The organism is Acetobacter fallax, from assembly GCF_011516735.1.
In the GTDB taxonomy this organism is placed as follows: domain Bacteria; phylum Pseudomonadota; class Alphaproteobacteria; order Acetobacterales; family Acetobacteraceae; genus Acetobacter; species Acetobacter fallax.
Genome location: NZ_WOSX01000006.1, coordinates 1 through 25499 on the forward strand (window position 1 = coordinate 1; position 25499 = coordinate 25499).

The following is a 25499-nucleotide window of genomic DNA, read 5'->3' on the forward strand; positions in this document are numbered from 1 at the left end:
TCACGAAGGATGTCGAGACAACAATCTCGTCATCCTGCGCATGGTTGATGATTGCCCATATCCGCAGAGTTCTGCGAAAAATCAATCAAACCGCTTTCTGATTCAGGCTCTCAGAGACTCGAGATTCATCGATCACGAATGGCTGAAGCCAGCGTATTCTCAGTTGTTGTGCCTGTCGAAGGTGCAGCATCGCAGTGGTTTGACCCCGCCAGCAATACATCCGGTGAGATTGAAATAGATATTTTTTGCGGTTTTATGACCGCATCAGCGCCGGAAGGAAGCGAGTCTTTTACGAAGGTTTTTTCAGGGCTTGTTGACTATATAGAATATCGTCCTGAAACGCAGGTTGTCATTGCCAGTGGCCGTGACTGGGCATCACGCCTTATAGAATATGAACTGTCCGGTACATCTTTTCTCAATATGACGGCCTCTGAAGCGATTGAAACGCTGGCATCGGAAGTTGGTCTTCAGGCCGATATCGATGCAACTGATGGCCTGGTCGGACAGTTTTATCAATACGAACATAAAGCCCATGGTCTTTCAGGTATGCATCGATTCCAGACTGCATGGGATTTTTGCGTTGGTATGCAGAGAGAATATGGTTACGACTTATGGGTGGATGATAAAACATTGCATTTCCGTTCTCCCGATATATCGGATACAGTTCTGACGCTTGACTGGACAGCAGCTGTGTCTGGATCATTTTATCCAACGGCGCCGGTAGGAAACATGGTGCTGGCCAGGCGCTTTACCTATTCCAGAGATGCCTCCGTAACTGTATCAGCATGGGATGCTCGTCAGAGAGCTGTACATTCAGCGACGTTTCCTTCTGGAAGCGAGACCGGTTCGAGCCGTTACAATTTTACGGCGCCGGTTGGCACAACGCAGGATCAGTGTGTTGCGCTGGCCCGGTTACGTTTTAATGATCTCGTTGCTCATGAACGAATGATCAGAATGACTGTTCATCCACAAATTGATATTTCTCCCCGCCAGCGCATCAGGCTTCAGGGTACCGGAACCACATTCGACTCAATAATTTATACTGTAGACGACGTAACATTTTCATATGGAAGCCAGGGAATTTCTAAGAGCGTTACGCTGAGAGTGCGTGATGGGATGGAGGGAAATATATGAAACACGTCCGGGGTGCTCTGGATATGATGATGCATTCTCATACGAACCGTATTGGCCGGGCGAGATTTGGTGTGGTGAGTGCTGTCGATCCGTCATCTGGGCTGGTCAAGGTTCGTCTTCAGCCCGAGAATACGGAAACGGGCTGGATATGCGACATAGCTGTGTCAGCAGGAACGGTAACATGTTACGCGCCATCGGAGATTGGTAATCATGTTCTGGTGGAAACTGCTCAGGGAGACGGAGACAACTATGTTGTTGTGGCTCGAGTATTTGATGCGGCATCGCAGCCAGCGAAATTTTTATGTCTGAATGGGAATGCTCTGAATCCGGGGCAATTTGGGATAAAGATCGGAGGAGTTGAGTTCGTAGTTACTGATGCTGGCGTCATGGTAAAGGGAAATCTTATCATCGATGGAGATATATCTGTTTCAAGCGATGTGAATGCATCCGGTATTTCTCTGGTGCAGCATGTGCATGGCGGTGTGCAGACTGGCAATAGTATAACGGATATTCCGAAATAATAATTTTCTTCTTCATAAGTTAAAATAGTTCAATAATATATTTGGATTTAAAAACATTTATAATGGCTGATTTGTTTCATATCCGCGGGACTGACCTTATCATAACTGAAACGGGAGGGCTGGAAATCGCGACGGGCAATGATGTCGGAACGCAACGCGTCCTGCGGCGCCTCGCTACGAACGCTGGCGATTACATTTTTGCACTAGACTACGGCGCAGGCTTGCCTGGGCGAGTGGGTGGTGTCGATACGCCAGCGGATCTTAAGGCTGTTATTCTTCAGCAGATGACGCTGGAACCGATGGTTTCCTCAAATCCTGCTCCTGTCGTCAACGTGCAGGACATTGGTCTGGGTGAAAGGCAGATATCCATAACATATGTGAGCACCTCGACTGGCGACACAGTGACTCTGGAAATATAAAATGAATATATCACTTCAGAATTTTTCGACTCTGGTCTCCAATTCAGCCGCAGCTGCACAGGGTTCATGCTCAGCGCTGCTTGATTTTACAGCCGGGTCGGTTGCCAGAGCACTGATAGAGGCCAATTCTACCGTTGCACTCTGGATCCAGTATCTGATTCTTCAGGTGCTTTCAGTGACACGGCTTGCCACGTCATTTGGTTCTGATGTGGATACATGGATTGCGCAATATGGAGTCGTCCGTCTTGGTGCGACTGCAGCAACAACATCAGAGACCTTTATCAGTCTTTCGCCAGCCTCAACTTCGGCTGTTGTACCTGTGGGTGCGATCGTAAAATCATCTGATGGAACTATTGCGTTTACGGTAACAGAAGATTCAACGAATCAGTATTGGTCCGATACTGCAGGGGGGTATGTTCGGCCTCAGGGTCTGGCATCGATCACATGTCCGGTGCAGTGTAATACAGCTGGAGCAATTGGGAACGTTTCTGGTGGTGTAATTAATCTGTTGGGAACTCAGATCGCCGGCATCGACACATGCACAAATCTTTCTGCCGTAAGTAACGGCGCTGACGAAGAGAGTGATGATTCCGTAAAAAATCGGATGGTTCTGTGGTTTTCGTCGTTGTCATCTGCGACATTAATGGCCGTAGAGGCTTCTATTTCGGGTGTTGCTTCGAATTTAACGTATCAGGTTGTGGAAAATCAGACCCCGGGTGGTCAGTATCGAGGCGGATATTTTTTTGCGACGATTGATGATGGATCGGGTGATGTGTCCGATACAATACTGAACTCAGTTGAAGATGCAATCGAGGCGACGCGAGCCTGTGGTGTTGAAACGTCAACTCTGCGTGCGACTGTTATTCCGGCAGCTATCGTCGTGCCCGTATCTCTTGCCTCGGGTGTGGACTTAATGTCTGTGCAGACGGCAGTAAGCGGAGCTGTTACGAACTACGTCAACGCGCTTGGGGTGGGAAGTGTGTGTCAGTATACTTTTATTTCAAGTATCGCACTTCAGGCAGCAGGTAGTCTTGTGACGAGTGTTGGTGTTGTGACTGTGAACGGTGTTGTCGCCGATATAGGTGGAACAGTTGGAAGTGTTGTTCGCATAGCATCTGTGACAGTTAACAGCGGAGGAAATTAACCTGATGTCGCAGAATAAACCGGAAGAGAGGCTGTCAGAATGGCGGTAGGTGATCAGGACGATATAGCTGCAAGAATAAGAGCTGTATTGCCGGCAGGATGGTTCCCGGATGTATCGGAGAACGCAACGCCTGTCCTTGACGGGTTGCTTGCCGGGCTGGCATGGCCCTGGGCGATGTTTTTTCGATTGCTCTCTTATGCAAAGTTGCAATCGAGACTTCAGACCAGCACTGGTAATTTCATTGACATGGCGGCCTCAGATTATTTTGGTGACGGTCTCCCAAGATTTTCTGGCGAGGCCGATAGTGCTTATATTGCACGGATACAGAATGAATTTTTGGTAAAGCGGAATACCCGGGCAGCGCTCGAATATCAGATGAGTCTGGTGGTGGCTGATGCACTGATCTTTGAACCGTGGCGTGCCCCGGATTGCACGTGCACAGGGCGTGATTCTTACGGCTCTACTCAATTGCGTTACGGGTCGAGAACGGCTCCGGGAACGGTTTTTGTGGAATGTCCTATAGGAACGAACAGAGATAATATATCAAAATTAATTACTGAAACAAAATCAGAGGGTATTGATGTTTTTGTTTCCATTCCGAATAATTGAAATATTCATTATCATCGGAATTTTTATATTTCCAGTAAATTAATTATATTATTAATATTTTTAACAAATCACCTGAGTATCTGACTGAAAATTATTTGAGTCATTTCAGAAGGTTATGATTCATGGGTTTGCGACAACCTGATGAAATCACGACGACCTGGACCGAGATCACCCGCACGCAGTATTGCCGGGACGAACTGGAGTAAGGAAGCAGCTGGGGGGTGACACACCGACTTGCGGCCGTGTCATGGAGGCGATCCTGTATGTCGTCACGACCGGCTGCCTTTGGTGCCAACTGCTCCGGCACTTTCCGGCCTTTACGACCGTGCGGGGCTATTTCTATCGCTGGACCAGCGAAGGACGATGGGAGGCCATGAATCATATTCTCGTCATCCTGTCGCGCAACAGGACGGGCGTGACGCCACATCGTTCGTCGGGATCATCGACAGTCAGTCGGTCAAAACGTCAGAAAGCCGCGGACCGCGCGGGTATGACGCGGGCAGGAAGATGAAGGGGCGCAACGATATATTGCAACTGACACGCCAGCTCATATCGTGTCAGCGGTCGTGCATCCCGCTGACATCCAGGATCACGATGGTGCGTCGCTGGTGGCAGGTCGGGTCAGGTCGCCGTTCCCCTGGCTCCGGCATCTGATCGGCGATAGAGGCTGTGCCGGTAAGAAACTGCGAAACACCCTGGTGCAACTCAGGCAATGGACGATGGAGATCGTCAAACGGAGCGATCTGGAAAAGGGCTTTGTCGTTCTGCCGAAGCGATGGATCGTCGAGCGCAGCTTTGCATGGTTGGGGAACTGCCGTCGCCTCACACGGGATGTGGAGGCAACACTTTCCTCATCCCGGACCTGGCTAAAGAGTTCTACAGAAAATCAAACAGGTCGCTTTTTGAATCAGACAGCAAGCCACCGTCATTCTCCGGTATTGCCTAGTGCCGGGCATTACAGAGCCTTGCCTGCCCGGTTATTTTTTCACGGTTTCATGACCGGTGTATTGATCTGTGGAGCAACGGGAAGGGTCTTCGTCACCAAAACCGGAGAGAGTTCATCGCAGTCCGGTGAATCCGCTATCCAGCTTTTGGTGAGTGTATAGGCAACGGACAGAATAAGCGGTCCGATAAAGATTCCCACAAGCCCGAGTCCGCTTAGTCCGCCGATGACGCCAAGCATGATGAGAACGAGCGGAATATCAGCCTGTTTGCGAATTAGAAACGGGCGGAGGACGTTATCAATAACGATCGTTATAATCGTGATTACCAGAAGGATGATGGCCGGAAGCAGACCGTGCTCAAAATAAAGCCAGACCACGGCAGGGATAAGCGTAACGCCGGGACCTGCCTGCAGCAGGCACGCCATGAATGTCACAGCGGTGAGAATGCTTGCCCATGGCACGCCTGCAATCTTCAGTCCCAGCCCGCCAACGGCGGATTCGACGATTGCGGTCACCGTGACGCCAAATGCAACACCGCGGATTGTATGGGCCGCCAGTTGCAGCATCTCCTTGCCGCGCTCACCCGCAAGTGCGGCGACAGCCTTTTCTGCAACAGCAGTTGCCGCTTCGGCCTTCATGAGCAGCACGCCAAGGATGATGAGCGTGAGCAGAAACTGGATGGCAAGCATCCCGAAGCTGCCGGCGTAGGAAAGAAAGCTCTGAATAAGATATTGAGGAGATGGAATGACCTGGCTGACCATCTCGGGGACCTTCATGTGCTGCAGTTTGCCCCACATGGATGTCATGTGGGGGCCAGCCAGCGGAAGCTGACGCAGCCATTCCGGTTCCGGCGGAACATGGAACGTTAACGCGGACGAGATCAGCATGCCGATGTCATCTGAGTGCCTCACCACAGTCGTGATCGCGAGCCAGAGCGGCAGTACGAATACGAGAAGCGCGATAAGAATGGTGAGAGAGACGGCAAGGCCTCGGCTGTTTCCAAGAACGGCCTGAAATCTCCGCAGAAGAGGCCATGTCGTGACTCCAATGGTTACTGCCCAGATCGTTGCCGGCAGAAAGGGCTTGAGGATCCAGATGGCACAGATGACGATGGCGCTGGCCAGGAGAGCGACGAGGACGGCCCGTGTTTCAATGCGCGAACGGTCTGGAAGCCCGTTCTGTGGAGAGTGAGTCATCGATCTGCCTTCATGGTCCGTGGCGCGGGGCGTAGCCCGTTTCCTTTATGAACCGAAGGTCGCCCCGTAAAGGTTCGGCTTGTGGTATAAGGGCCGTTACACAGAGGCGGGATTTGCGGGCTTGTCCCGATTATCCGCCGGTGACAGCAGATCTGCGTGACCAGAAGTGTTCTTAATGGGAATGCGGATGTGCCTGTAGGTGTCATACACCCATGGGTGATCTTTCGTTGTGTTCCATTCACCCGGCCGGATTGCTTTCTCTGGCAGGTGATCCCGGGCATGATCGGGCTGATTTCGGTTCTGAGAGAAAGACTGTCGATGAGAATTTCGCGCCTGTTCTGTGGCTGCACTTTTTTTTCCTCCTCGCCACAACAGCTTACGCCGCACCAGGATATCTCAGGGATCCGGCCATCGCGGGGGAGACACTGGCTTTTGATGCGGAGCAGTCTGTCTGGACAGTTCCGGTTCAGGGAGGTGCTGCGCGGCGGCTGACGGACCGGACCCGGATCGACCCGCATCCGGTTTTGTCGCCCGATGGCACGCAGGTCGCTTTTCTCGCGAATTTTGATGGTCCGACTGAAATTTACGTGATGCCCGTTTCCGGAGGAACGCCACGGCGGGTGACGTTTGAGAATCTGGCGGTGCAGCCCGTCGGCTGGGATGCGAAGGCTGGCCTTCTCTACAGTATGGCGCCGGACATTGGCCCCGGGTTCAGCCGGATTGTCGCAAGCGTCAATCCGGCGACGGGCGATCGTCATGTCTATCCTCTGGCTGATGCGAATGATGCGGTGCTGAGTGCAGACGGCCAGTGGCTTTATTTTGTTCGTTTCGGAACAGCGATGAGCCGTGACCATCTGCGGGCCTATCGTGGTGGGGCCGTTTCGCAACTGTGGCGTTTCAATCTTCATGGTAACGGAGAAGCAGAGCGTATCGGATCGAAGGATGTGAATTTACGGCGTCCGATGCTGTGGCATGACCGGCTGGTTTTGGTCAGCGATCAGAATGGTCGTGACAACCTCTGGAGTTATGCGCCCGATGGCAGTGATCCTCAGCAACTGACCCATCACAGGGATATGGGGGTGCGGCAGGCGAGCCTGTCAGGCAGTATCGTGGTGTATCAGCTTGGCGCCGATCTTTTCCGGTATGACCTGAGCAGCGGGACGGGTGGCCGGATTCCGGTTGATATTGCATCTGATGATGCGGAGCGGCGGCCGCAATGGCTCGATCATCCTTTCCATTATCTCAATGATATCGCTTTGGCGCCTGACGGACGACTCGCGGCGCTGACATTTCGCGGGCATGTTGTTCTGGCCGGTCCCGGAGAGCGAAGGCGTGTGCAGATCGCTGACGCGGCGAATATTCGTCTGCGTCATGCAACTGTCAGTCAGGATGGGAAGGCGGTTTATGCGTTCAGCGATGCTTCCGGCGAGTCAGAGATCTGGCGTTTTCCAACAGATGGAGACGGGAAGGGTGAACAACTCACCCATGGCAGCCATACCGAGCCGACGGCGCTTTATGTTTCGCCTGATGGCAGGCTGATCGCACACGCCGATCTGTCCGGGCCTCTCTCTGTGCTTGATGTGATAAAGAAGGAGGATCGTATCGTTGACGATGCGACGAGAGACGGAACGAATACGTATGAAACGGTAAGCTGGGCTCCTGACAGTCATGCGCTGGCCTTTGTCCGGTCCCGGGGTGGCAATATTCGTCGCCAGATTGCGATTTATACACTGAAAGATGGCAGAACGAACTGGCTGACTGACGGGAAATACGAGTCTTACACGCCTGCATTTACCCCCGATGGTCGCTGGCTTTATTTCCTTTCCGATCGCGATTTTTCGCTCGCAAACGGCTCGCCATGGGGGGATCGCAATCCTGGTCCTGTTTTTCCGAAGCGGACGGGGATTTACGCGCTGGGGCTCCAGCCGGATGCGAAGTTTCCATTCCTGCCCGCCACTGAGCTTGATCCATCTGAACCTGACAAAGCAGCCGGGAAGGATAAAGATAAGGCGGACAATAAAGATAAAGCGAAACCAGCGGCTATTGTGACCGACGGACTCGGTCGTCGTCTTTATAAGGTTCCTGTCCCGGCTGGTGATTACTCCTCTCTCGCTGTTTCAGGAGAGTTTCTTTATGCTCTCGACGGAACGGATGAGGCGAAACCGCTGAAATCGATTCATATCGATGGCAGGGAGCACAAAGTCGAGACGTTTGCGCCCGGGGTACAGTCATTCAGCATAACGCCTGATGGGAAAACACTGCTTCTGCAAATGCACGCACCGAAACAGGCTCCCCCGAAATTGCTGCTTGTTCCGGCCGGAGCCAGACAGCCGACGGACCTCGGGCCTGACACGATCAGGCTTGATGATCTGCGTCTGCGTATCGATCCTGGTGCTGAATGGAGCGAGATGTTTGATGATTCGTGGCGTCTGCATCGGGATCATTTTTATGACCGCACGATGCGGGGCGTGGACTGGAATGCGGTTCGCGGCCGATACCGTCCGCTTGTCGAACGGCTGGCAGACAGATCTGATCTTGACGACCTGATCGGGCAGATGGTGGGCGAACTCAGCGCATTGCACTCCCAGTTGCGCCCGGCTGATACCGGAGTGCGGCCGGCAACGGATCTGATCGCGGGGCTTGGAGCGCGGCTCGAACGGGAGAAGGAGGGATTCAGGATTGCGCATATCTACGCCAGTGACCAGGATCTGCCGGATCAGATTTCACCACTGCTTCATCCGAACGTGGATGTGCATGAAGGCGATCTGATCATCGCGATCAATGGCCAGAGTGTGGTGGGAGCACCGGATCTGTCTCTCCAGCTGGCGGATCAGGCGGGCCGTCAGGTGCTGCTGACGATCCGGCGTGGCGGGCATGATCACAGGACGGTTGTGGTTGCCACGAACGCGGTCAGGGAGCAGGCGCTGCGTTACAGTGACTGGGAAATGAGCCGGGCCGCCATGGTGGAGCAGGCCAGCCACGGGCGGATTGGTTACCTCCATCTGCGCGCGATGGGGCCGCCGGATATCGCAACGTTTATACGCGAGTTTTATGCGAATCTCGACAAGGACGGCATGGTCATTGATGTGCGTCGCAATATGGGTGGCAATATCGATTCGTGGATTCTTTCTGAGCTGATGCGCAGGGCGTGGATGTTCTGGGGGCGCTACAACACGGCGCCGGCGGTGAATATGCAGCAGGCTTATCGCGGGCATCTTGTCGTGTTGTGTGACGAGTTTACCTATTCAGACGGCGAGACCTTTTCGCAGGGGATCAGATCGCTGCATCTCGCGCCGCTTGTCGGGATGCGGACGGCGGGGGCGGGTGTCTGGTTATCGGACAGCGATCGCCTGATCGACCGTGGGCTGGCCCGGACAGCGGAAGACCCTTACTTCGATATGAACGGACACTGGCTGGTGGAAAATCACGGCGTTGAGCCGGACATCACGGTTGAGAACATGCCGCACGCAACGTTTGCCGGGCAGGATCAGCAGCTCATGAAGGCGATTGATGTGCTCAACGACGGTCTGGCTCGCGATCCGGTTCCGGCGCTGAAACCCGAAGCCTTTGCACCGCAGCCACCGGCTCCGGTAAATTAGTCGGGACGCAGAAGTCTGCGGTCTCTGCCGGGTTCGGGCGGGGACCAGATGATCCCATGACAGGTAGCACATCTTGCTCAGGATGGTCTCCGATCACACGGCAGATGGTTCTTACAGTGCAAAGCTGCTAAAAAATGCTCATATGGAATTTTCAATTGAGGATTGCCGTGGCGGTCTGTGTGTAATAATTTTAAAACAGACACCTCAAAAAATGAACAGAGGCTATCGAGAGATGGGTAGACATGCACGGCTGGAACTCGACGGTCTTTCGGAAGGCGATGACGATGATGTCAGAAAACGGTCCGGGCGGCTCAGGGCAGCCGTTCACGCGGCTGGCGGGAATAACCGGGTTGCGACGCGGGCCAATATCCCTTTGGGAACACTGAATAATTATATCGCGGGTCGGGAGATGCGGGTCGGGCCGATGATTGCGCTCGCGGATGCCTGCAACGTTTCACTGGACTGGCTGGCGACCGGGCGTGAGATGGCCGCTGGTGTCATGGCGGATGCGGCGGTGTCCGGTGCCGACGGGATGAGACCGGTCCGGTATTTTCATGCTGAGCCTCAGGCGGGTGCGGGCAGCATGGTGGAGCAGTGGGAAGGCTATGAAGTTGTCATGTTTTCCGACTATTTCATCCGATCCGTGATTGGGGCGTGGAATAATAACGTCTTCATGGTGAAGGTGAGCGGTGACAGCATGCGTCCTTCTATTGAGAATGGTGACACGGTTTTCGTTGATCCGACGCCGGAGACGTTGCGGGAAGATGTGTATGTCATGACAATGCAGGACATGTTCATCGTCAAACGACTTCTTATAAGAAGTCCGGACTCGTTTACGATTTCCAGCGATAACAGCGCATTCCGGTCCTTTGATGTGCCGTCATCCAGCGTGGCCTGGGCGGGGAGCGGCATGGATGCCGATCTCAGAATCGTTGGCAGGGTTACGGGCCGGATTCATCTGGGCCTCTGACGCCCGAAAAGGCACCCCGGTTCGTTCCGTAAACATGGTGTGCGATTTTTGCCGGTTATTCGGGCAGGATCACTTTGACCATAAAAACGTGACACCGAAACCGGATGACAGCATACGAAACTGCCTCCCGGGGCATGGACATCAGTGTTTGCCACGTGGTGTCATTGACACATCGTAACTGTGGGATTTGTCCTTTGTTATGGCTTGCCGGGATGATCCGCTGTGGCGGGTCAGTCTGGCCGTGGCCCACAAGACACGCCTGCCAGTATCGGCAGTTTTAGGGGAATACGTTTCACGATGCAGAGCACCTGGCCGGAAAACCGGAATCCCGCCATCGCCGCGGATCGCGCGCATGTCTGGCATCACATGACGCAGCATAAGCCTTACGAGACCACGGATCCGACCGTTATGGTCGAAGGCAGGGGCCTGCGTTTGTGGGATGCGCTCGGAAATGAATATCTCGATGCCCTGTCCGGCGGTGTCTGGACCGTTAATGTCGGTTATGGCCGGGAGTCGATTGCCGATGCGGTTCGTGAACAGCTGGTCAGGCTGAACTATTTTGCTGGCAGCGGCGGGACGGTGCCAGGCGCGCTCTTCGCGCAGAAACTGCTGGAGAAGATGCCGGGTCTCAGCCGGGTCTATTATTCAAATTCCGGCTCCGAGGCGAACGAGAAAGTCTTCAAGATGGTGCGCCAGATCTCGGCGCAGCATTACGGTGGCCGGAAAAGTAAAATCCTTTATCGCGATCGTGACTATCACGGCACGACGATCGGTGTTCTGGCAGCCTGCGGGCAGGCGCAGCGTGCCGAGGCATACGGGCCATTTCCTGGCGGCTTTGTCGAGGTTCCGCATTGCCTGGAATATCGTCGTTCCGATGGCACTGACGCGCCGTTTGGCGAGGTTGCCGCCCGTCAGATTGAAGATGTGATTCTGCGTGAAGGGCCTGACAGCATTGGTGCGCTGTGTCTTGAGCCGATCACGGCAGGTGGTGGCGTTGTGGTGCCGCCGGAGGGCTATTGGGAGAACATTCAGGCACTGTGCCGGAAATACGATATTCTGCTTCATATTGACGAGGTTGTGTGTGGCCTTGGGCGCACGGGAACCTGGTTCGGCTATCAGAATTACGGCATTCAGCCGGATTTTGTGACGATGGCCAAGGGCGTTGCGTCCGGATATGCGGCGATTTCCTGCACAGTCACGACGGAAGCTGTGTTCGATAAGTTTAAGATGGTTCCTGATGACCCGATGTCGTTCTTTCGGGATATCTCGACCTTTGGTGGCTGCACGGCGGGACCGGCGGCGGCGATTGAGAACATGCGCATCATTGAGGATGAGGGACTTCTCGAAAATACCCTTGAGACCGGCGCTTATCTTGGTGAGAAACTGTTTGCCCTCCAGGATGAGTTTCCGATCATTGGTCAGGTTCGTGGAAAGGGGCTGTTCTGGGGAACTGAGCTGGTGACGGACCGGATGACGAAGGAGCCGGTTACGGAAGCGGTCATGAAGGGCATTGTGGGTTCCTGCCGGAAGCAGGGCGTACTGATCGGGATGACGAACAGATCGCTTCCTGGTTTCAACAATACGCTGTGCCTGAGTCCCGCGCTGATTGCCGGGCGGACTGATATTGATGAGATCGTGGCTGCGATCAGGGTGGCTTTGCGGAGTGTGCAGCTCTGATTTCTTCTGAAGAAGAAGGGAAATGAGGTAAAAATTTTCTTTCCCACTGAGGTTGGATAGCGGCTTGCCAAGCGTAATCGTCTCGGCTAGAACGCCCCTCGCAGCGCACCCGTAGCTCAACTGGATAGAGCACCAGACTACGAATCTGGGGGTTAGGAGTTCGAGTCTCTTCGGGTGCGCCAGTCTTCTTTACAATATGGCTGGTCAATTGCTTCGGAGATCATCCGTTGCACGGTGCGCTATTGTGTTTTGTTCGCGCAGTTTACTGTATTGCCGGTAATCAGGCCATTCCGGCGGCTTGCGGGGATGAGAGTTTCAGAAACACCTGATCGGTTATGTGGTGAGTGCGTCTTTCTTTTCTTGTCTGTTCCGGCGTCCCGGCGCCGGGTTTTGTCTTTTGATTCTTCTTGCATGTCTTCCTGCGTGTACGACGGCGCCTCAGCGGGCGCGTCATGAACTGGTTGGTCTGTCACGCGCGGATCTCGTTTCATGTGCCGGAGTGCCGGATGTGGAAGAGCAGCGGGACGGTCAGGATGTTCTGGTCTGGAAGCAGGACCAGCAGGTTGATGGCCCGGTATCCATTACCACCCCGTTTCTGTTCGGGGTGTCGATCGGTGGTCGTGGTACCTGTCATGTCATTGCGACACTGAAAGACGATCGGGTGTCCCGTATCGCTTACACGGGGCCTTCAACAACACTGAACGGCCCGCTGGCGGCCTGCGCGCCACTCATCAGCGAATGTGAAGCGTTTGCCCGAAAAGCGGCGGTTCCGGTTAAAAAAGAGAGCGGAGCGCCAGACGCAAGGCCTGAATAGCGTCTGGCTGCGAGCAGTTTTCTGCACTCCTGTTCCGGCCTCAGTCTCCGGCGCTGACCATGATATCTGAAGGCGCGTTTCGCGAGACGGGACGCTCGTGACGCGTAAACAGGCGAAACATGGGGCCGGTCAGGGTTGTTGAGATAACCGCGAGCACCATAAGGGATGCGAAAGCGAACTCCGAGAGCATGCCATGCGCGTGGAGGATCGTCGCCGCGACGATTTCCATCAGGCCTTTGCATTGCAGGAGGGCGCCGACGCTGAGGGCCTGCCGGTTGCTGAGGCCTGCCGCGGGTGGGAACAGCCAGACTGCGGCGATCTTGGTGATGACTGAGATGACCACCAGCATCAGCGAGGCGACAACCGAAGGCCAGGTAAGCGCATCACCATCGATATGAAGACCGCTATGGCCGAAAAACATGGGCGCAAGCCAGATAAGAGAAAACGTTCCGACCCATTCGACAGGGAGTCTGCGAACCCAGCTCGGGGGCATGATGGCGCCGGCGAAGTAGGCACCGATAAGTTCATGCAGACCAAGCTGCATGCTCGCCCATGATCCTGCTGCGAGATAAACGGGGACTGTGGCCCAGATGACCCAGAGCGGTGGGTGTCTGAAATGACGCGAGGCCCAGCTTCCTGCCCAGGCCAGGCCCGCGAGCAATGCGATGGCAAGGAATTCCAGGCTTGTCCATCCGTGCAGGGCGGCGGGACCACGGGCCGCGAATTGCAGGATGGCGAGACCAATCCACAGGGCCGCATCGTCGATGACCGCGAGTTTGAGCGCGAGTTGTCCGACAGGGCGGTGGGAGGGTTCAAGCTCGCGCACGATGCCGATGAGAACGGGGAGCGCGCTGACGGCGATGCAGAGACCGATTGAAGCAGCGGCGACAATCGGGGTGGCATGGGGAGCCTGCCACCCATGCAATGGCAGAAAAAACCACCAGACCAGCACCGATCCGACGAGAAAAGGGCCGCCCAGTGCGACGGCGGCGCCACCGAGCAGGCGTCCCACGGAAGGGGATGCAAAAGCGCCGGCAGCGTTCTCATCCTGGCCTGGATGTTGCCACATCTCCAGACCGGCGGTGAAGGCAAGGACGAGGACAGCAACCCAGCCGATATCATCGCCATATAATGAGGGAACACCGATCTGAGCAACGGGGACGTGCATGACGGCAAGAAGGATGCCGATGAGTATAGGCAGAACGACGATAGGTATTGTTCTGCGCGTCAGCCGCCAGAGCAGCCATGGCAGAAGAACAAAAATACCCGCGTCTGCGAGAAGCCCTGTAATATTCGTCATCCGTTATCCCCCTCTCGCTTAATGGCAGCGGATAATACGTGCTCCCGGTCGATATATGCAAATTTTGTATATGAGAAACGCGTCATGTGTTGAATGTTTATGGATGCCGGATTTGAGGAGCGGTTCTCTTACCGTCCAGCACAGAGTCTGCGCCGCGCGGGCGCGAAAATGATCGCTGCGTGAAGCAGATCAGGGCTTCGATCGTTTTTCAATCTGCTTCTGGATATTAAACCCTTTGTCCGGTTATCTTAACGGCTTTGTTTCCGGATGTGACCGTTTGTGCCCGATAACACCCCGATAACACTATGATGTCCTTCGAGAGAATACGTCGCGTGATCCATGATGAATGGGTGATGGATGAAGCCTGGCTTGCCCGGTTCCGGTCGTGTCTTACGGGGATCGACGTTGTCACATTCGACGTGTTCGACACAGCGCTGACCCGTATTTTGGACATGCCCGTGGATGTGTTTGCGATCGCCGAGGATGCTCTTACACGGAAATACGGCATTCGTTTTTCCGGTTATGCGGTCCTGCGGGAGGAAGCTGAGCAGAAGGCTCGCGAGGTCGCACGGAATGCGAGCCGGAGCGAAGTTAATTTTTCTGAGATTCTGTCCATTCTTATAGCGGGACGTCCGGATTACGGAGGTTTTGTAACAGACATAATGGGCGCCGAACTGGAAGCTGAGCATGCGACGTGTTTCGCTGTTCCGGAAATCGCAGCGGCTGTTCGTTTCTGTCGCGAGCAGGACATTCGCGTTGTTTTCGTGTCGGATATGTATCTGTCCGCAGACGTCATCCGCGATCTGCTTTTGTCGGCGGGTTATGACGATGCACAGGATCTTCTTGTGTCGTCTGAAACCGGATACACGAAGGCTGATGGGAAACAATGGGGCGTCGTGCAGGAGTTTTGTGGCGCTGATGCCCGTATCCTGCATGTGGGCGATAATGAGTGGGGCGATGTCATCATGCCGATGCAGGCGGGGATAAAAGCATTTGCTTTCCCCCGTGTCCGCTCGAATGTCCGGGATGGGGGACCGCTGACTCCGGCCGTGCTGCCGTATTCTTTTATGATGAGAGGGGCCGTGCTGCGCGGAGGGGCCGGGTCAGGTGGATCGTCTGCGGGGCAGATCATGAGTATGCTGGGAGCATCCTGGGGCGCCCTGGTTGCAGGTAGCGTTGTAAGCTGGCTGGTCCGGCGGGCACAGGAACTGGGACTGAAGCGGCTTTACTTCTGCGCCCGTGACGGCTGGTTGCTCTGGCAGGCCTGGAAAGAACTGGATCTGGATAGAAAAACAGGAATTTCTTCTGTTTATCTTTATGTCTCACGATATGCGGTCAATTATGGAGCAGTTACGATCAGCTGCCGTCCCGACCACCTGAGTGATGAGGCGCTGGCATTGCTGACTTATGTCTCCCATCCGGAGACGGTGCGAAGCATGCTGAAGCGTGGCGATCTGCAGGGTCTGACCCCTCTTGTTGAGGATCTCATGACCGTTTTCGGCACTCCTGATGCTGAGGTTTCTGACGGTTCTGGTGCAGAAGAATTCCGACAATGTCTGCAACGTCACGCCGGGATCGTTTATGCCCATCTCCGGCAGTCCATGACGAACGCGCTGTATTATTTTCGCCAGGAAGGGCTGCATGAGGGGCCCTGCGGTATTGTCGATATTGGCTGGCAGGCATCAGTTCAGGCCTCCATTGCAGATATTCTGCGCGAGGGTGGTTATTCGCCGATGCTCTATGGCCTGTATGCTGGCCTCAGACCGGGCGCGCAGGCAAAGCGGTTGCGGGCAGGCTGGCTGGAAGGAGCATTCGGCAACGATTACATGCAGGCCGAACATCTCTATGGGCTGTTTAATGCTGTTGCCATTCTGGAAAATGGTTTTTCATCTTCAGATGGAGTCACTCTTGGTTATGAATGGAAGGACGGCACTATAAAGCCTGTTCTGGCAGATAGCCTTTCAGAAGGCTCTCAGCATAAGGAACTGATTGCTCCTTTTCAGCAGGCCGCTCTGCAGGCAATAAGCCTCATTTTCGCCGGAGCGCATCCGTCTGGCCTGATCAGGGACGACCTGACACTTGAAACAGGACAGGCGGCGATCAGCCGGTTGTCCCTTTCGCCGACGTCCCGGGAACTTGCTGTGCTGGGCTCGATCCGTCATTCGCCTGATCTTGCTCATGTTCATGTCGTCACGCTGGTTCCTGAGCTGCGGCCTGATGCTGTGGTCGGCTCGCACCTGGATCTGCGACGCAGGGAATGGCCGGTCGGATCGGCACTGGCGGCTCTGCGTCGTTGTGGCGATCCGGAGATGCAGGTTCTTCTGGCGCAGGATATCCGACGCCAATGTGCATATTATGATTCACGTAGTCTCAGTCAGTTCAGATGAATATTATAACAGGCACTTCTGCCGCCGGAACTGTTCATGAGCGGAATCAGCTCGCGGATGTTGCGGTCATCATGTGTCCATATGGCGCGTCAACTCTGCTGCCACGGGCACTGGGTAGTGTTCTTTTACAGAAATGTACACGATGGCATCTGTATCTTGTCAATAATGGCGGTGACAGAGAGGCGCTTGAAGATATGCTGCGCCTGTACCGCCCCGTTTTTGGCCACCGGCTCAGTGTCATTAATTCTGATGAACGACTTCTGCCGGGAGAAGCGGCTGGCCGCGCTCTGGGATTTGTACAGGAAGAGTTCATTGTCCTGCATGACGACAATGAGACATGGGATGTCAATTTTCTTTGTGACACGATAAACTTTCTTACAGATAAAGATGGTATCGGATTTTGTGGTGTTGTAACGGATTTTTTTCAGGTCAGCGAGATTTGTGAGGGCCTGGACGTGCGCCAGATCGAAAGATCAAGTGTGCGGCATGACCCTGGGGCTCTCGATTATATTTCCCTGATCGGAGGAAATTCTTTTCCGGCGGTCTGTTTCCTGTTCCGGCGTAGCGCTCTCAGGAGTGCGAATTTTCCTGAAGGGTTTTTTCCCGATGCCGGGGACCGGAATTTCATTTGCGGTCTGATGGCTGCAGGCGATATCGGCGTGATTTCGCAGCTTCTGGCGACACATCATATCGTCACTGAAGGAAATATTTCTGTTGAAAAGCAGTCCATCAGAGATAAGGAAAAATTCAGGAAAACGCTTCTTCGGAACGGAATGCTCAGAGAGTCACTCAACAAAGATCCGGGTCTTCGGAGCGCTTTGCAGATCATTCTTGACCCGGTTGAGAATATGAATCGTGAGGTTGAGGCGTTGCGACATCACTTCGATACGCGGTTCAGAGAGGCGAAAGAACAGAAGGACGACGGAGCGATGTCGGGATTGCAGGTACAGATACAGGACCTGGCCCATCAGCAGCAGCACATGCTACACCTGATGCAGGTTGCCCTGAGAGATATTGATCAGATTCGTATTGTTTCAACATGGCAAAAGCGTTTTTTGATGCCGGTTTACTGGGTCTGGCGTGCGGCCGTTCCCGTTCGTCGCGGTATTGCGCGATTGCGTGGACGTGTCTGAGTGGCATCTTCGGCGTCGTTTTCCGAAGATGCCACTGAGAGTGCCTGCGTGATCCGGTGACTGGTTGTGGTGAAAGTTCCGACACTTTAGCCGTGAGTTGGCATTATGAATTCGGCACCGGAGCGGATGCCGGCTGGCCAGCGGGTTGTGATGGCCTTCATACGGGTAAAGAAGCGTACACCTTCCGGGCCGTGCATGTGATGATCACCAAAAAGCGAATCTTTCCAGCCGCCAAATGAATGAAACGCCATCGGGACCGGGATTGGTACGTTGACGCCGATCATCCCTGCTTTCACATTATGGGTGAATGTACGAGCTGTGTCGCCATCGCGTGTAAAGATGGCAGTGCCATTTCCATAAGGACTGTCATTGATAATGTTCAGTGCAGTGTCAAAATCCGGCGCGCGCATGACGCACAGAACGGGTCCAAAGATTTCTTCCTGATAGATTCTCATGCGTTCAGTAACATTGTCGAAGAGAGAGCCACCGATGAAGAAGCCTTTTTCGTAGCCTGAGACGACATGATCCCGCCCGTCGACCACAAGGGTCGCGCCCTGTTCCACGCCTGAATCCACCAGTCCACGCACGCGGGAGAGATGTTGTCCTGTGACGAGCGGACCCATCTCATTGCTGTTGTCGGTACCGGTTCCGATCTTCAGGCTTCGGACGTGATCAGCGAGTTTCGTGACCAGAGCATCGGCGACGGGTCCGACCGCCACAGCAACTGAGATGGCCATGCAACGCTCACCTGCTGAGCCATAGGCGGCGCCAATCAGCGCATCGACAGTTTTGTCGAGATCGCAATCCGGCATGACGATAGCGTGGTTTTTTGCGCCGCCAAGTGCCTGAACGCGTTTTCCGGCAGCGGTTCCGGTCGCATAAACATGTCTGGCAATCGGAGTGGACCCGACGAAACTGACGGCCTGGATAGCCGGATGTCCGAGAATGGCATTGACCATATCTTTGTCACCCTGCACGACCTGGAACACACCTTTGGGCAGACCGGCTTCATGGAAAATATCAGCGAGCATGACGGCTGCGGACGGGTCGCGTTCGGAGGGTTTGAGGATGAAGCAGTTGCCGGTCGCAATGGCCATCGGGGCCATCCAGAGCGGGACCATGACGGGGAAGTTGAATGGCGTGATTCCGGCAACGATGCCAAGAGGCTGTCGCATTGTGTAAGCATCGACGCCGCGACTGACCTGTTCGGTGTACTCACCTTTCAGAAGTTCCGGTGCCGCGGTTGCATATTCCACGACTTCCAGACCACGTGTTACTTCGCCTTTTGCGTCGGACAGCACCTTTCCATGTTCGGCTGTGATAAGAGCAGCAAGATCGTTCATACGGGCTTCGATAAGGTCGCGGGCGCGAAAGAGAATGCGCGCCCGGGTCAGTGGCGGTGTTTCAGCCCATGCCGGGAAAGCGTCGCTGGCGGCGGCAATGGCGGCATCGAGATCCTGCGAATTGCCGATGGCGACATGGTGCGTGACCTGGCCGGTCGCGGGGTTGAAAACCTCGGTGCGGTGTGTTCCGTGGCCTTCGGTGTGTTTCCCGGCAATGACATGGGGGATGACGGTCATGGGATTTATTCCTGTATTCAGCTCAGGGAGTCGGGTTGAGCGCCGAAGACTGTTCCGGAAAGCGGAGTTGCCTGGCGTCTGTGGTCGGCGCCACGCGGCAGTGTTTCGGGGACGAAGAACAGCGTGACAACAAAGCCGATTGCGCAAATGGCCATCGGATAGGCGAGACCTGCGAGTGGATTGCCGGTGCGGCTGACAAGGCTGAGACTGATCAGTGGCAGAAAGCCGCCGAAGATGCCGTTGCCGATATGATAGGGAATTGAAATCGATGTGTAGCGGACTTTTGCCGGGAAGCTTTCGACGATGAAGGAGCCATAGGGGCCGTAGATCAGGGCTGAAATAACGACGAGGATAAAGACTGTTGCTGCAACGGGAAGGAAATCGATTCCGGTGTTATGCACGGAGGAGCGCAACAGGATGAAGAGCGGAATATACAACAGGACAGCGGCGGCCATGCCGAGCAGTGAGAGGCGTTTGCGACCGATATGGTCAGAGAGTGACCCGAAGATCACGAAGAAAGGCAGGCCGAACAGAGATCCGGTCGCGACGGCGAGCGTTGCGGGAAGGAAGGCGACCTTCATGACGCTCTGAAGGAAATACAGGGCATAGAACTGGGCTGTGTAGAATGTGACAGCCTGGGCACAGGCGACGCCGATCAGGAAAAACAGGATTCGGCGCGCGTTGCCGGGGATGGTGAAAGCGTCACGGATGGGAGAGTCGGAGAGGGTCTGTTCCTGCTGCATTTCCAGAAACACGGGCGATTCATGCAGGCGCATGCGGATACGAAATGAGACGGCGACGAGAACAATCGAGAGCAGGAAGGGCACGCGCCAGCCCCAGTTCCCGAAAGCGTCTTCACCCAGACCGAGGCGCAGGGAGAGCACCATGCCGAGTGACAGGATAAATCCACCGGATGCCATCGCCTGAATATAGCTCGCCCATTTTCCGCGTTCATGCGCCGGAGCGTGTTCGGCCACATAGGTTGCGGCACCTCCATACTCGCCGCCGAGGGCGAGGCCCTGGATGATGCGGAGCAGGATCAGCAGCACCGGAGCGGCATACCCTGCCGTGGCAAAAGTGGGGAGAAAACCGATGGCGGCGGTCGAGCACCCCATGATGAGCAGTGTGGCGAGGAAGGTGATCTTGCGGCCGAAGCGATCGCCGAGATGGCCGAAAATGAGGCTGCCGACAGGGCGGACGGCGAAGCCGGTCGCGAAGGTCGCGACACTGATCAGTGTCGCGGCAACCGCGTCACCGGGCGGATAAAACAGTTTCGCGAAAAAGATAGCGAGGCTGCCGTAAAGGAAGAAATCATACCATTCGATGACGGTGCCGACGCTGGATGCAAAGACAAGGCCGTGCATCTGGCGTGAAGGCTGAGCAGGGGACTGCATGGTGGTTGATCCCGGTTCGGTCGTGGCGGTCAGGCCCAGACGCGGCGATAGAGTTCGATGATGTCGTCGGCATCAGGAATACGCGGGTTGTTGGCAGGAGATCCGGAAGCCAGGGCCTGTTCCGCCATCAGAGGCAGAAGGTTATCCCAGCGCGCAGCATTCAGTCCGAATGTTCTGGGGCTGGGTACGCCGATTTCCGCATTCCGCTTGCGCAGGGCATCGACAAGAATCGCGCCGGCGACACTGTCCGGGTCGTCCTCACCGGCAAGCCCCATGACACGAGCACAGGTAGCGTAACGCTGTTTCGCACCGGGGAGCGACCATGCGGTGATTTCTGGCAGCAGCATGGCGTTTGAGAGGCCGTGCGCGACATGGAAATGTGCGCCGATCGGGCGGCTCATGCCGTGGACAAGGGCTACGGAGGCATTTGAGAACGCCATGCCTGCTTCAAACGCGCCCTGCATCACGGCAGCGCGGGCCTCATGATTGCCGGGATCGGTGCAGGCGGCGGGCAGGTATTTCCAGATCCGGGCCATTGCCGTGAGGGCAAGCGCATCCGTGAATGGGCTGGCCCGTCTTGAAACATAGGCTTCCAGAGCGTGGGTGAGAGCATCTGTGCCTGTATCAGCTGTAAGACGCTGTGGCATCGAGAGGGTCAGCTCGTAATCGACAATGGCGATACGGGGCTGGTAGGCGGCGCCCATGCACAGCATTTTCTCGTCGGTGGTCTCGTCCGTGATGACGGTGACGCGCGTTGCTTCCGAGCCGGTGCCGGCGGTGGTGGGAATCGCCACGATGGCGAGACCCGGCTCATCCTGCATGAAAGGCGCCCTGAGGCTGGCGGGCGTTGTGTCATGTACGGCGAGGACAGCCACCATCTTGGCGGTGTCGATCGGGCTGCCGCCGCCAAGACCGATGACACAGTCATGCCGCCCTTCGCGCAGGGCCGTGAGTGCGGCATTCACGGAGGTGATGGTCGGGTCGGGCACGGCATCGGTAAAGGCGCGCAGTTCGATTCCGGCTTCGTGCAGAAGCGTGCTGACACGATCAAGCAGGCCCGAGGACGCCATGAACTGGTCGGTGATGAGGAACGGGGTTTTCAGGCCAGCCAGACGCAGGGCATCCGGCAGATCATTGAGAGCCCCGCCGCCGAGGCGGACGAAGGGCGGGAGATAAAGGGCTGTCATGTCATTCCCTTTGCTGGAAAGACTTCCGGTTTTGTGTTTTCCGGTGGCTTTTTCGTATTGTTTGTCCCTCAGCGTTAACGCGGTGCCGGTCGCAGGAAAATTAGGCGATTTCGCTCAGTGCCTGTGCAAATCTGCACACTGCCCCGGCTGTTCCGGCACGGTGCGCGGGAGGTCTGGTGTGGCATGAAACGTGGGCTTGACTGGCGGGATCTGCAGTATTTTCTCGCAGTCGCCCGCGCCGGTTCGCTATCCGTGGCGGGTCGGGCCTTGGGGGTCGATCACGCGACTGTGGCGCGCCATATTCAGTCTCTGGAACAGTCTGTGGATGCCACGCTGTTCGAGCGGCATGTGCGTGGTTACGCGCTCACACGACAAGGTGAACGACTGCTCGCTTCAGTCGAGGCCATGGGCCGGGAAGCAGAGCGTGTCGCTGATGACACCAGTGCGGCCGGTCTGTCGGGCTCGGTGCGGATCAGTGCGCTGGAAGGAATTGGCAATTTCTTTTTTGCACCGAGGATCGGTGTACTTCTGACGGCCAATCCGGCGCTGACGGTTGAGATGGTGACGATCCAGCAGATCGTCTCATTATCGCGGCGGCAGGCTGACATTGCGATCACGCTCAATCCACCGGCCGGACAGAATTTCGTGGCATACAGGCTTACGGATTACCGGCTGTTTGTATACGGCACGCAGGCTTATCTTGCGAACCACGATCCGATTGGCTCGCGTACGGATCTGGCCGGGCATACTTTCGCAGGGTACGTTGATGAACTCCTGTTCACGCGCGGACTTGATTACCTGGAAGAACTTGGGGTGCCGCCGAGAGCCGTTCGCGTGCAGAATTCCAGTCTGCACGCGCAGATGGAGGCGGCCTGTTCGGGAGTTTGTCTGGCGGTGCTGCCTGCTTTCGTAGCGGCGACGCGACCGGAACTGGTGCGAGTTTTACCCGGGGATGCCAGGTTAATCAGAACATACTGGCTGATCATCCGGGCGGATGAGCAGGGAAGCCCGCGTATTCGACGGTTATGCGATCTGCTACGCGCGGAGGCGGACGGGGCACAGGCGATGTTTATGCCGGATGACGGATAAGACCGACCAGCATTGAGGCTGACACACTGAAAGAGTGTCCCGGGGGCTCCGCGCCCCGCGAAAGGTCGCAGACCTTTTTGTTAGTCAACAGATCGGGGTGAAGGAGCCTGTGGTCCTTCCGGGTTCGGGCAGAGCCCGGGTTTTGTCAGTCGTCGAGTTCAATAGAAGGAAACCAGGGCTCGTCCTTCTTCCTGTTCGTTTCAAACGTCTCGATAGCGTTTTCGCGCTTCAGCGTCTGATCGATATCGTCGAGGCCCTCCAGCATCAGGTGCTTGCGGAACGGGTCGATGTCAAACGGAATTTCGGCGCCGTCCGGGCGGATGATGACCTGACGTGCCAGATCGACGGTAATGCGGCTGTTGGCACCCATCTGCGCGTCCTGCATCAGCGCGTCGCAGATGTCGCGCGGCAGGCGAATCGGCAGGATGCCGTTTTTGAAGCTGTTATTGAAGAAAATGTCGGCGAAGGACGGTGCAATCACGCAGCGGATGCCGAAATCAAGCAGTGCCCACGGGGCATGTTCGCGGGACGAGCCGCAGCCGAAATTCTCATGCGCGATGAGGATCTCTGCCTTGCGATAGGGCTCACGGTTGAGAATGAAATCCGGGTTTTCCGAGCCATCTTCGCGGTAGCGCATGCTGTCGAAGGCATGGACACCGAGCCCGGTGCGCTTCGTGGTTTTCAGGAAGCGGGCCGGAATGATTTTATCGGTGTCGATATTGGCTTCCGGCAGTGGCGCTGCGACAGCCGAAAGGGTCGTGAATTTTTCCATCGCGTCAGATCCTTCCTGCCGGTCAGACGGCGAGTTCGCGGGCGTCGGTAAGAACACCGGTGACAGCAGCGGCGGCGGCCATGGCGGGGGAGAGCAGATGCGTCCGCCCGCCCGGCCCCTGCCGTCCTTCAAAATTGCGGTTTGACGTCGAGGCACAGCGCTGACCCGGCGTCAGTCGGTCCGGATTCATGCCCAGACACATGGAGCAGCCAGCCTCGCGCCATTCAAAACCGGCATCGAGAAAGATGCGGTCCAGACCTTCCTGCTCGGCCTGAGCCTTCACCAGGCCAGAGCCGGGGACGATCATGGCACGCACGTCATGTGCGACTTTGCGACCAGTCGCGATGACCGCAGCGGCGCGGAGGTCTTCGATGCGGCTGTTGGTGCAGGAGCCAATGAAAACGACATCGACCGGAGTGCCGGCGATTTTCTGGCCCGCTTTAAGATCCATGTAGTCGAGCATGCGCTGAAGCTGAGCGCGTTTGGCCTCATCGGTCTCGCTGGCCGGATCGGGCACCGTGCCGCTGATCGGCAGAACTGTCTCGGGGCTGGTGCCCCAGGTCAGGCAGGGCTCGATCTCTTCGGCGCGCAGAGCGATTTCAGTGTCGTAAACAGCGCCTTCGTCGGAAGGAAGCGTCCGCCAGTAGTCAACGGCGGCGTCGAAATCAGCGCCTTTCGGGGCGAAGCGACGACCCCGGACATAGTCGAAGGTCGTGTCGTCAGGGGCGATCAGGCCCGCGCGGGCACCGGCTTCGATGGCCATGTTGCAGACGGTCATGCGACCGGCCATGTCGAGACCACGAATGGCGGAGCCGGCGAATTCAATCACATGACCCGTGCCGCCGGCGGTGCCGATTTTTCCAATGATGGCCAGCACGACGTCTTTCGCGGTCACACCCGGAGTCAGTTCACCATCGACGCTGATCCGCATGTTCTTTGCGGGCTTCTGCAGGATGGTCTGGGTGGCCATCACGTGCTCGACCTCGGAAGTCCCGATGCCGAAAGCGAGGGAGCCCATCGCGCCATGCGTTGAGGTGTGGGAGTCGCCGCAGACGATGGTCATGCCAGGCAGGGAGATACCCTGTTCGGGGCCAACAACGTGGACGATGCCCTGACTGGCAGACAGAAGCGGGAAATAGGGGACACCGAATTCTTTCACGTTCCGTTCGAGCGTTTCGATCTGGTTCCGGCTTTCCGGCTCCTCGATCGGCTTCGTGCGGTCGGAGGTCGGCACGTTGTGGTCAACAACGGCGATGGTCGCGTCGGGATGGCGCAGCTTGCGACCGGCGAGGCGAAGGCCCTCGAAAGCCTGCGGGCTGGTAACCTCATGAAGGAGGTGGCGGTCGATATAGAGGATGGCCGTGCCGTCCGGCAGAGTATCGACGACGTGGCTGGCCCAGATCTTGTCGAACAGAGTGCGCGGCGACGACATGACGATTCCTCATATGGGAATGAAGCGGGACTGCGCTCCGGACTCAGCCCGGCCCGTCAGAGGATTTTAACCCCGGTTCGGTTTGATAAACAGGTTTTCAGCGGTCACAGGCCTCTGACGGGATCGGGGACAGAACAACCCCCGATAACCTGCCCGCAGAACATCGGTTCTGGCCGGACTTTCTGCAAGTCCGGCCAG

19 protein-coding genes, 1 tRNA gene and 2 pseudogenes are annotated in these 25499 nt (G+C 56.1%); 15 read left to right on the top strand and 7 right to left on the bottom strand.

The window, feature by feature from the left end; genetic code table 11:
- The 7 genes and pseudogenes from GOB85_RS04875 to GOB85_RS04905 all read left to right on the top strand — a co-directional run.
- Positions 1-101: pseudogene (locus GOB85_RS04875) on the top strand (IS5/IS1182 family transposase); the annotation flags it as partial.
- A gap of 37 nt (positions 102-138) precedes the next feature.
- On the top strand, positions 139-1134 hold the full coding sequence (locus GOB85_RS04880) for a hypothetical protein (protein WP_173576613.1): 996 nt from the start codon (positions 139-141) through the stop codon (positions 1132-1134).
- A complete protein-coding gene (locus tag GOB85_RS04885) occupies positions 1131-1655 on the top strand; it encodes a phage baseplate assembly protein V (RefSeq protein ID WP_173576612.1) in 525 nt (174 codons plus the stop codon). Before GOB85_RS04880 ends, GOB85_RS04885 begins: the two co-directional genes overlap by 4 nt.
- 62 nt (positions 1656-1717) lie before the next feature.
- The gene (locus GOB85_RS04890; RefSeq protein WP_173576611.1) at positions 1718-2074 is read left to right on the top strand and encodes a phage tail protein; all 357 of its coding nucleotides are present in this window, start codon (positions 1718-1720) and stop codon (positions 2072-2074) included.
- Position 2075: 1 nt separating this feature from the next.
- Positions 2076-3218: a baseplate J/gp47 family protein gene (locus GOB85_RS04895; RefSeq protein ID WP_173576610.1), complete on the top strand. Its 1143-nt coding sequence runs from the start codon at positions 2076-2078 to the stop codon at positions 3216-3218.
- Positions 3219-3257: 39 nt separating this feature from the next.
- Positions 3258-3827, top strand: coding sequence for a hypothetical protein (locus tag GOB85_RS04900; protein WP_173576609.1), 570 nt, complete (start codon positions 3258-3260; stop codon positions 3825-3827).
- A 122-nt stretch (positions 3828-3949) separates the two neighbouring features.
- Positions 3950-4744: pseudogene (locus GOB85_RS04905) on the top strand (IS5 family transposase); the annotation flags it as partial.
- 68 nt (positions 4745-4812) lie between these two features.
- Here GOB85_RS04905 and GOB85_RS04910 read toward each other — a convergent pair.
- Positions 4813-5967 (bottom strand): AI-2E family transporter, encoded by a 1155-nt coding sequence (locus tag GOB85_RS04910; protein ID WP_173576608.1) that lies wholly within the window; start codon positions 5965-5967, stop codon positions 4813-4815.
- A gap of 212 nt (positions 5968-6179) precedes the next feature.
- Between GOB85_RS04910 and GOB85_RS04915 the strand changes: the two genes are divergently transcribed.
- From GOB85_RS04915 to GOB85_RS04935, 5 genes are all read left to right on the top strand, one after another.
- Complete coding sequence (locus tag GOB85_RS04915; RefSeq protein WP_173576607.1) at positions 6180-9566, top strand: S41 family peptidase; 3387 nt, start codon at positions 6180-6182, stop codon at positions 9564-9566.
- Between the two features lie 232 nt (positions 9567-9798).
- Positions 9799-10536: a LexA family transcriptional regulator gene (locus GOB85_RS04920; protein WP_173576606.1), complete on the top strand. Its 738-nt coding sequence runs from the start codon at positions 9799-9801 to the stop codon at positions 10534-10536.
- 297 nt (positions 10537-10833) lie between these two features.
- The gene (locus tag GOB85_RS04925) at positions 10834-12213 is read left to right on the top strand and encodes an aminotransferase family protein (RefSeq protein WP_173576605.1); all 1380 of its coding nucleotides are present in this window, start codon (positions 10834-10836) and stop codon (positions 12211-12213) included.
- Between the two features lie 105 nt (positions 12214-12318).
- Positions 12319-12395, top strand: a tRNA-Arg gene (locus GOB85_RS04930).
- 215 nt (positions 12396-12610) lie between these two features.
- The gene (locus tag GOB85_RS04935; protein ID WP_173576604.1) at positions 12611-13027 is read left to right on the top strand and encodes a hypothetical protein; all 417 of its coding nucleotides are present in this window, start codon (positions 12611-12613) and stop codon (positions 13025-13027) included.
- Positions 13028-13067: 40 nt separating this feature from the next.
- On the opposite strand, the gene GOB85_RS04940 is transcribed toward GOB85_RS04935, so the two are convergent.
- Positions 13068-14327, bottom strand: coding sequence for a cation:proton antiporter (locus GOB85_RS04940; protein ID WP_173576603.1), 1260 nt, complete (start codon positions 14325-14327; stop codon positions 13068-13070).
- Between the two features lie 332 nt (positions 14328-14659).
- On the opposite strand from GOB85_RS04940, the gene GOB85_RS04945 reads away from it, so the two are divergent.
- Positions 14660-16714, top strand: a complete 2055-nt coding sequence (locus GOB85_RS04945; RefSeq protein ID WP_173576602.1) for an HAD-IA family hydrolase — start codon at positions 14660-14662, stop codon at positions 16712-16714.
- Positions 16711-17847: a glycosyltransferase gene (locus tag GOB85_RS04950; RefSeq protein ID WP_173576601.1), complete on the top strand. Its 1137-nt coding sequence runs from the start codon at positions 16711-16713 to the stop codon at positions 17845-17847. The genes GOB85_RS04945 and GOB85_RS04950 overlap by 4 nt, the downstream gene beginning before the upstream one ends.
- An 86-nt stretch (positions 17848-17933) precedes the next feature.
- On the opposite strand, the gene GOB85_RS04955 is transcribed toward GOB85_RS04950, so the two are convergent.
- From GOB85_RS04955 to GOB85_RS04965, 3 genes are read right to left on the bottom strand one after another with little or no spacing between them, the layout of a single operon-like run.
- Positions 17934-19427, bottom strand: coding sequence for a CoA-acylating methylmalonate-semialdehyde dehydrogenase (locus GOB85_RS04955; RefSeq protein WP_173576600.1), 1494 nt, complete (start codon positions 19425-19427; stop codon positions 17934-17936).
- Positions 19428-19444: 17 nt separating this feature from the next.
- Positions 19445-20821: an MFS transporter gene (locus GOB85_RS04960; RefSeq protein ID WP_173576599.1), complete on the bottom strand. Its 1377-nt coding sequence runs from the start codon at positions 20819-20821 to the stop codon at positions 19445-19447.
- A 29-nt stretch (positions 20822-20850) separates the two neighbouring features.
- On the bottom strand, positions 20851-22008 hold the full coding sequence (locus GOB85_RS04965; RefSeq protein WP_173576598.1) for an iron-containing alcohol dehydrogenase: 1158 nt from the start codon (positions 22006-22008) through the stop codon (positions 20851-20853).
- Between the two features lie 183 nt (positions 22009-22191).
- Here GOB85_RS04965 and GOB85_RS04970 point away from each other — a divergent pair, with 183 nt between their 5' ends.
- A complete protein-coding gene (locus GOB85_RS04970) occupies positions 22192-23097 on the top strand; it encodes a LysR family transcriptional regulator (protein ID WP_173576597.1) in 906 nt (301 codons plus the stop codon).
- A gap of 145 nt (positions 23098-23242) precedes the next feature.
- Here the strand turns inward: GOB85_RS04970 and leuD are convergent, their stop codons facing one another.
- Both leuD and leuC read right to left on the bottom strand, forming a co-directional pair.
- Positions 23243-23869: a 3-isopropylmalate dehydratase small subunit gene (gene leuD / locus GOB85_RS04975; RefSeq protein ID WP_173576596.1), complete on the bottom strand. Its 627-nt coding sequence runs from the start codon at positions 23867-23869 to the stop codon at positions 23243-23245.
- A 22-nt stretch (positions 23870-23891) separates the two neighbouring features.
- Positions 23892-25301: a 3-isopropylmalate dehydratase large subunit gene (gene leuC / locus GOB85_RS04980; RefSeq protein WP_173576595.1), complete on the bottom strand. Its 1410-nt coding sequence runs from the start codon at positions 25299-25301 to the stop codon at positions 23892-23894.
- Positions 25302-25499 lie beyond the last annotated feature (198 nt).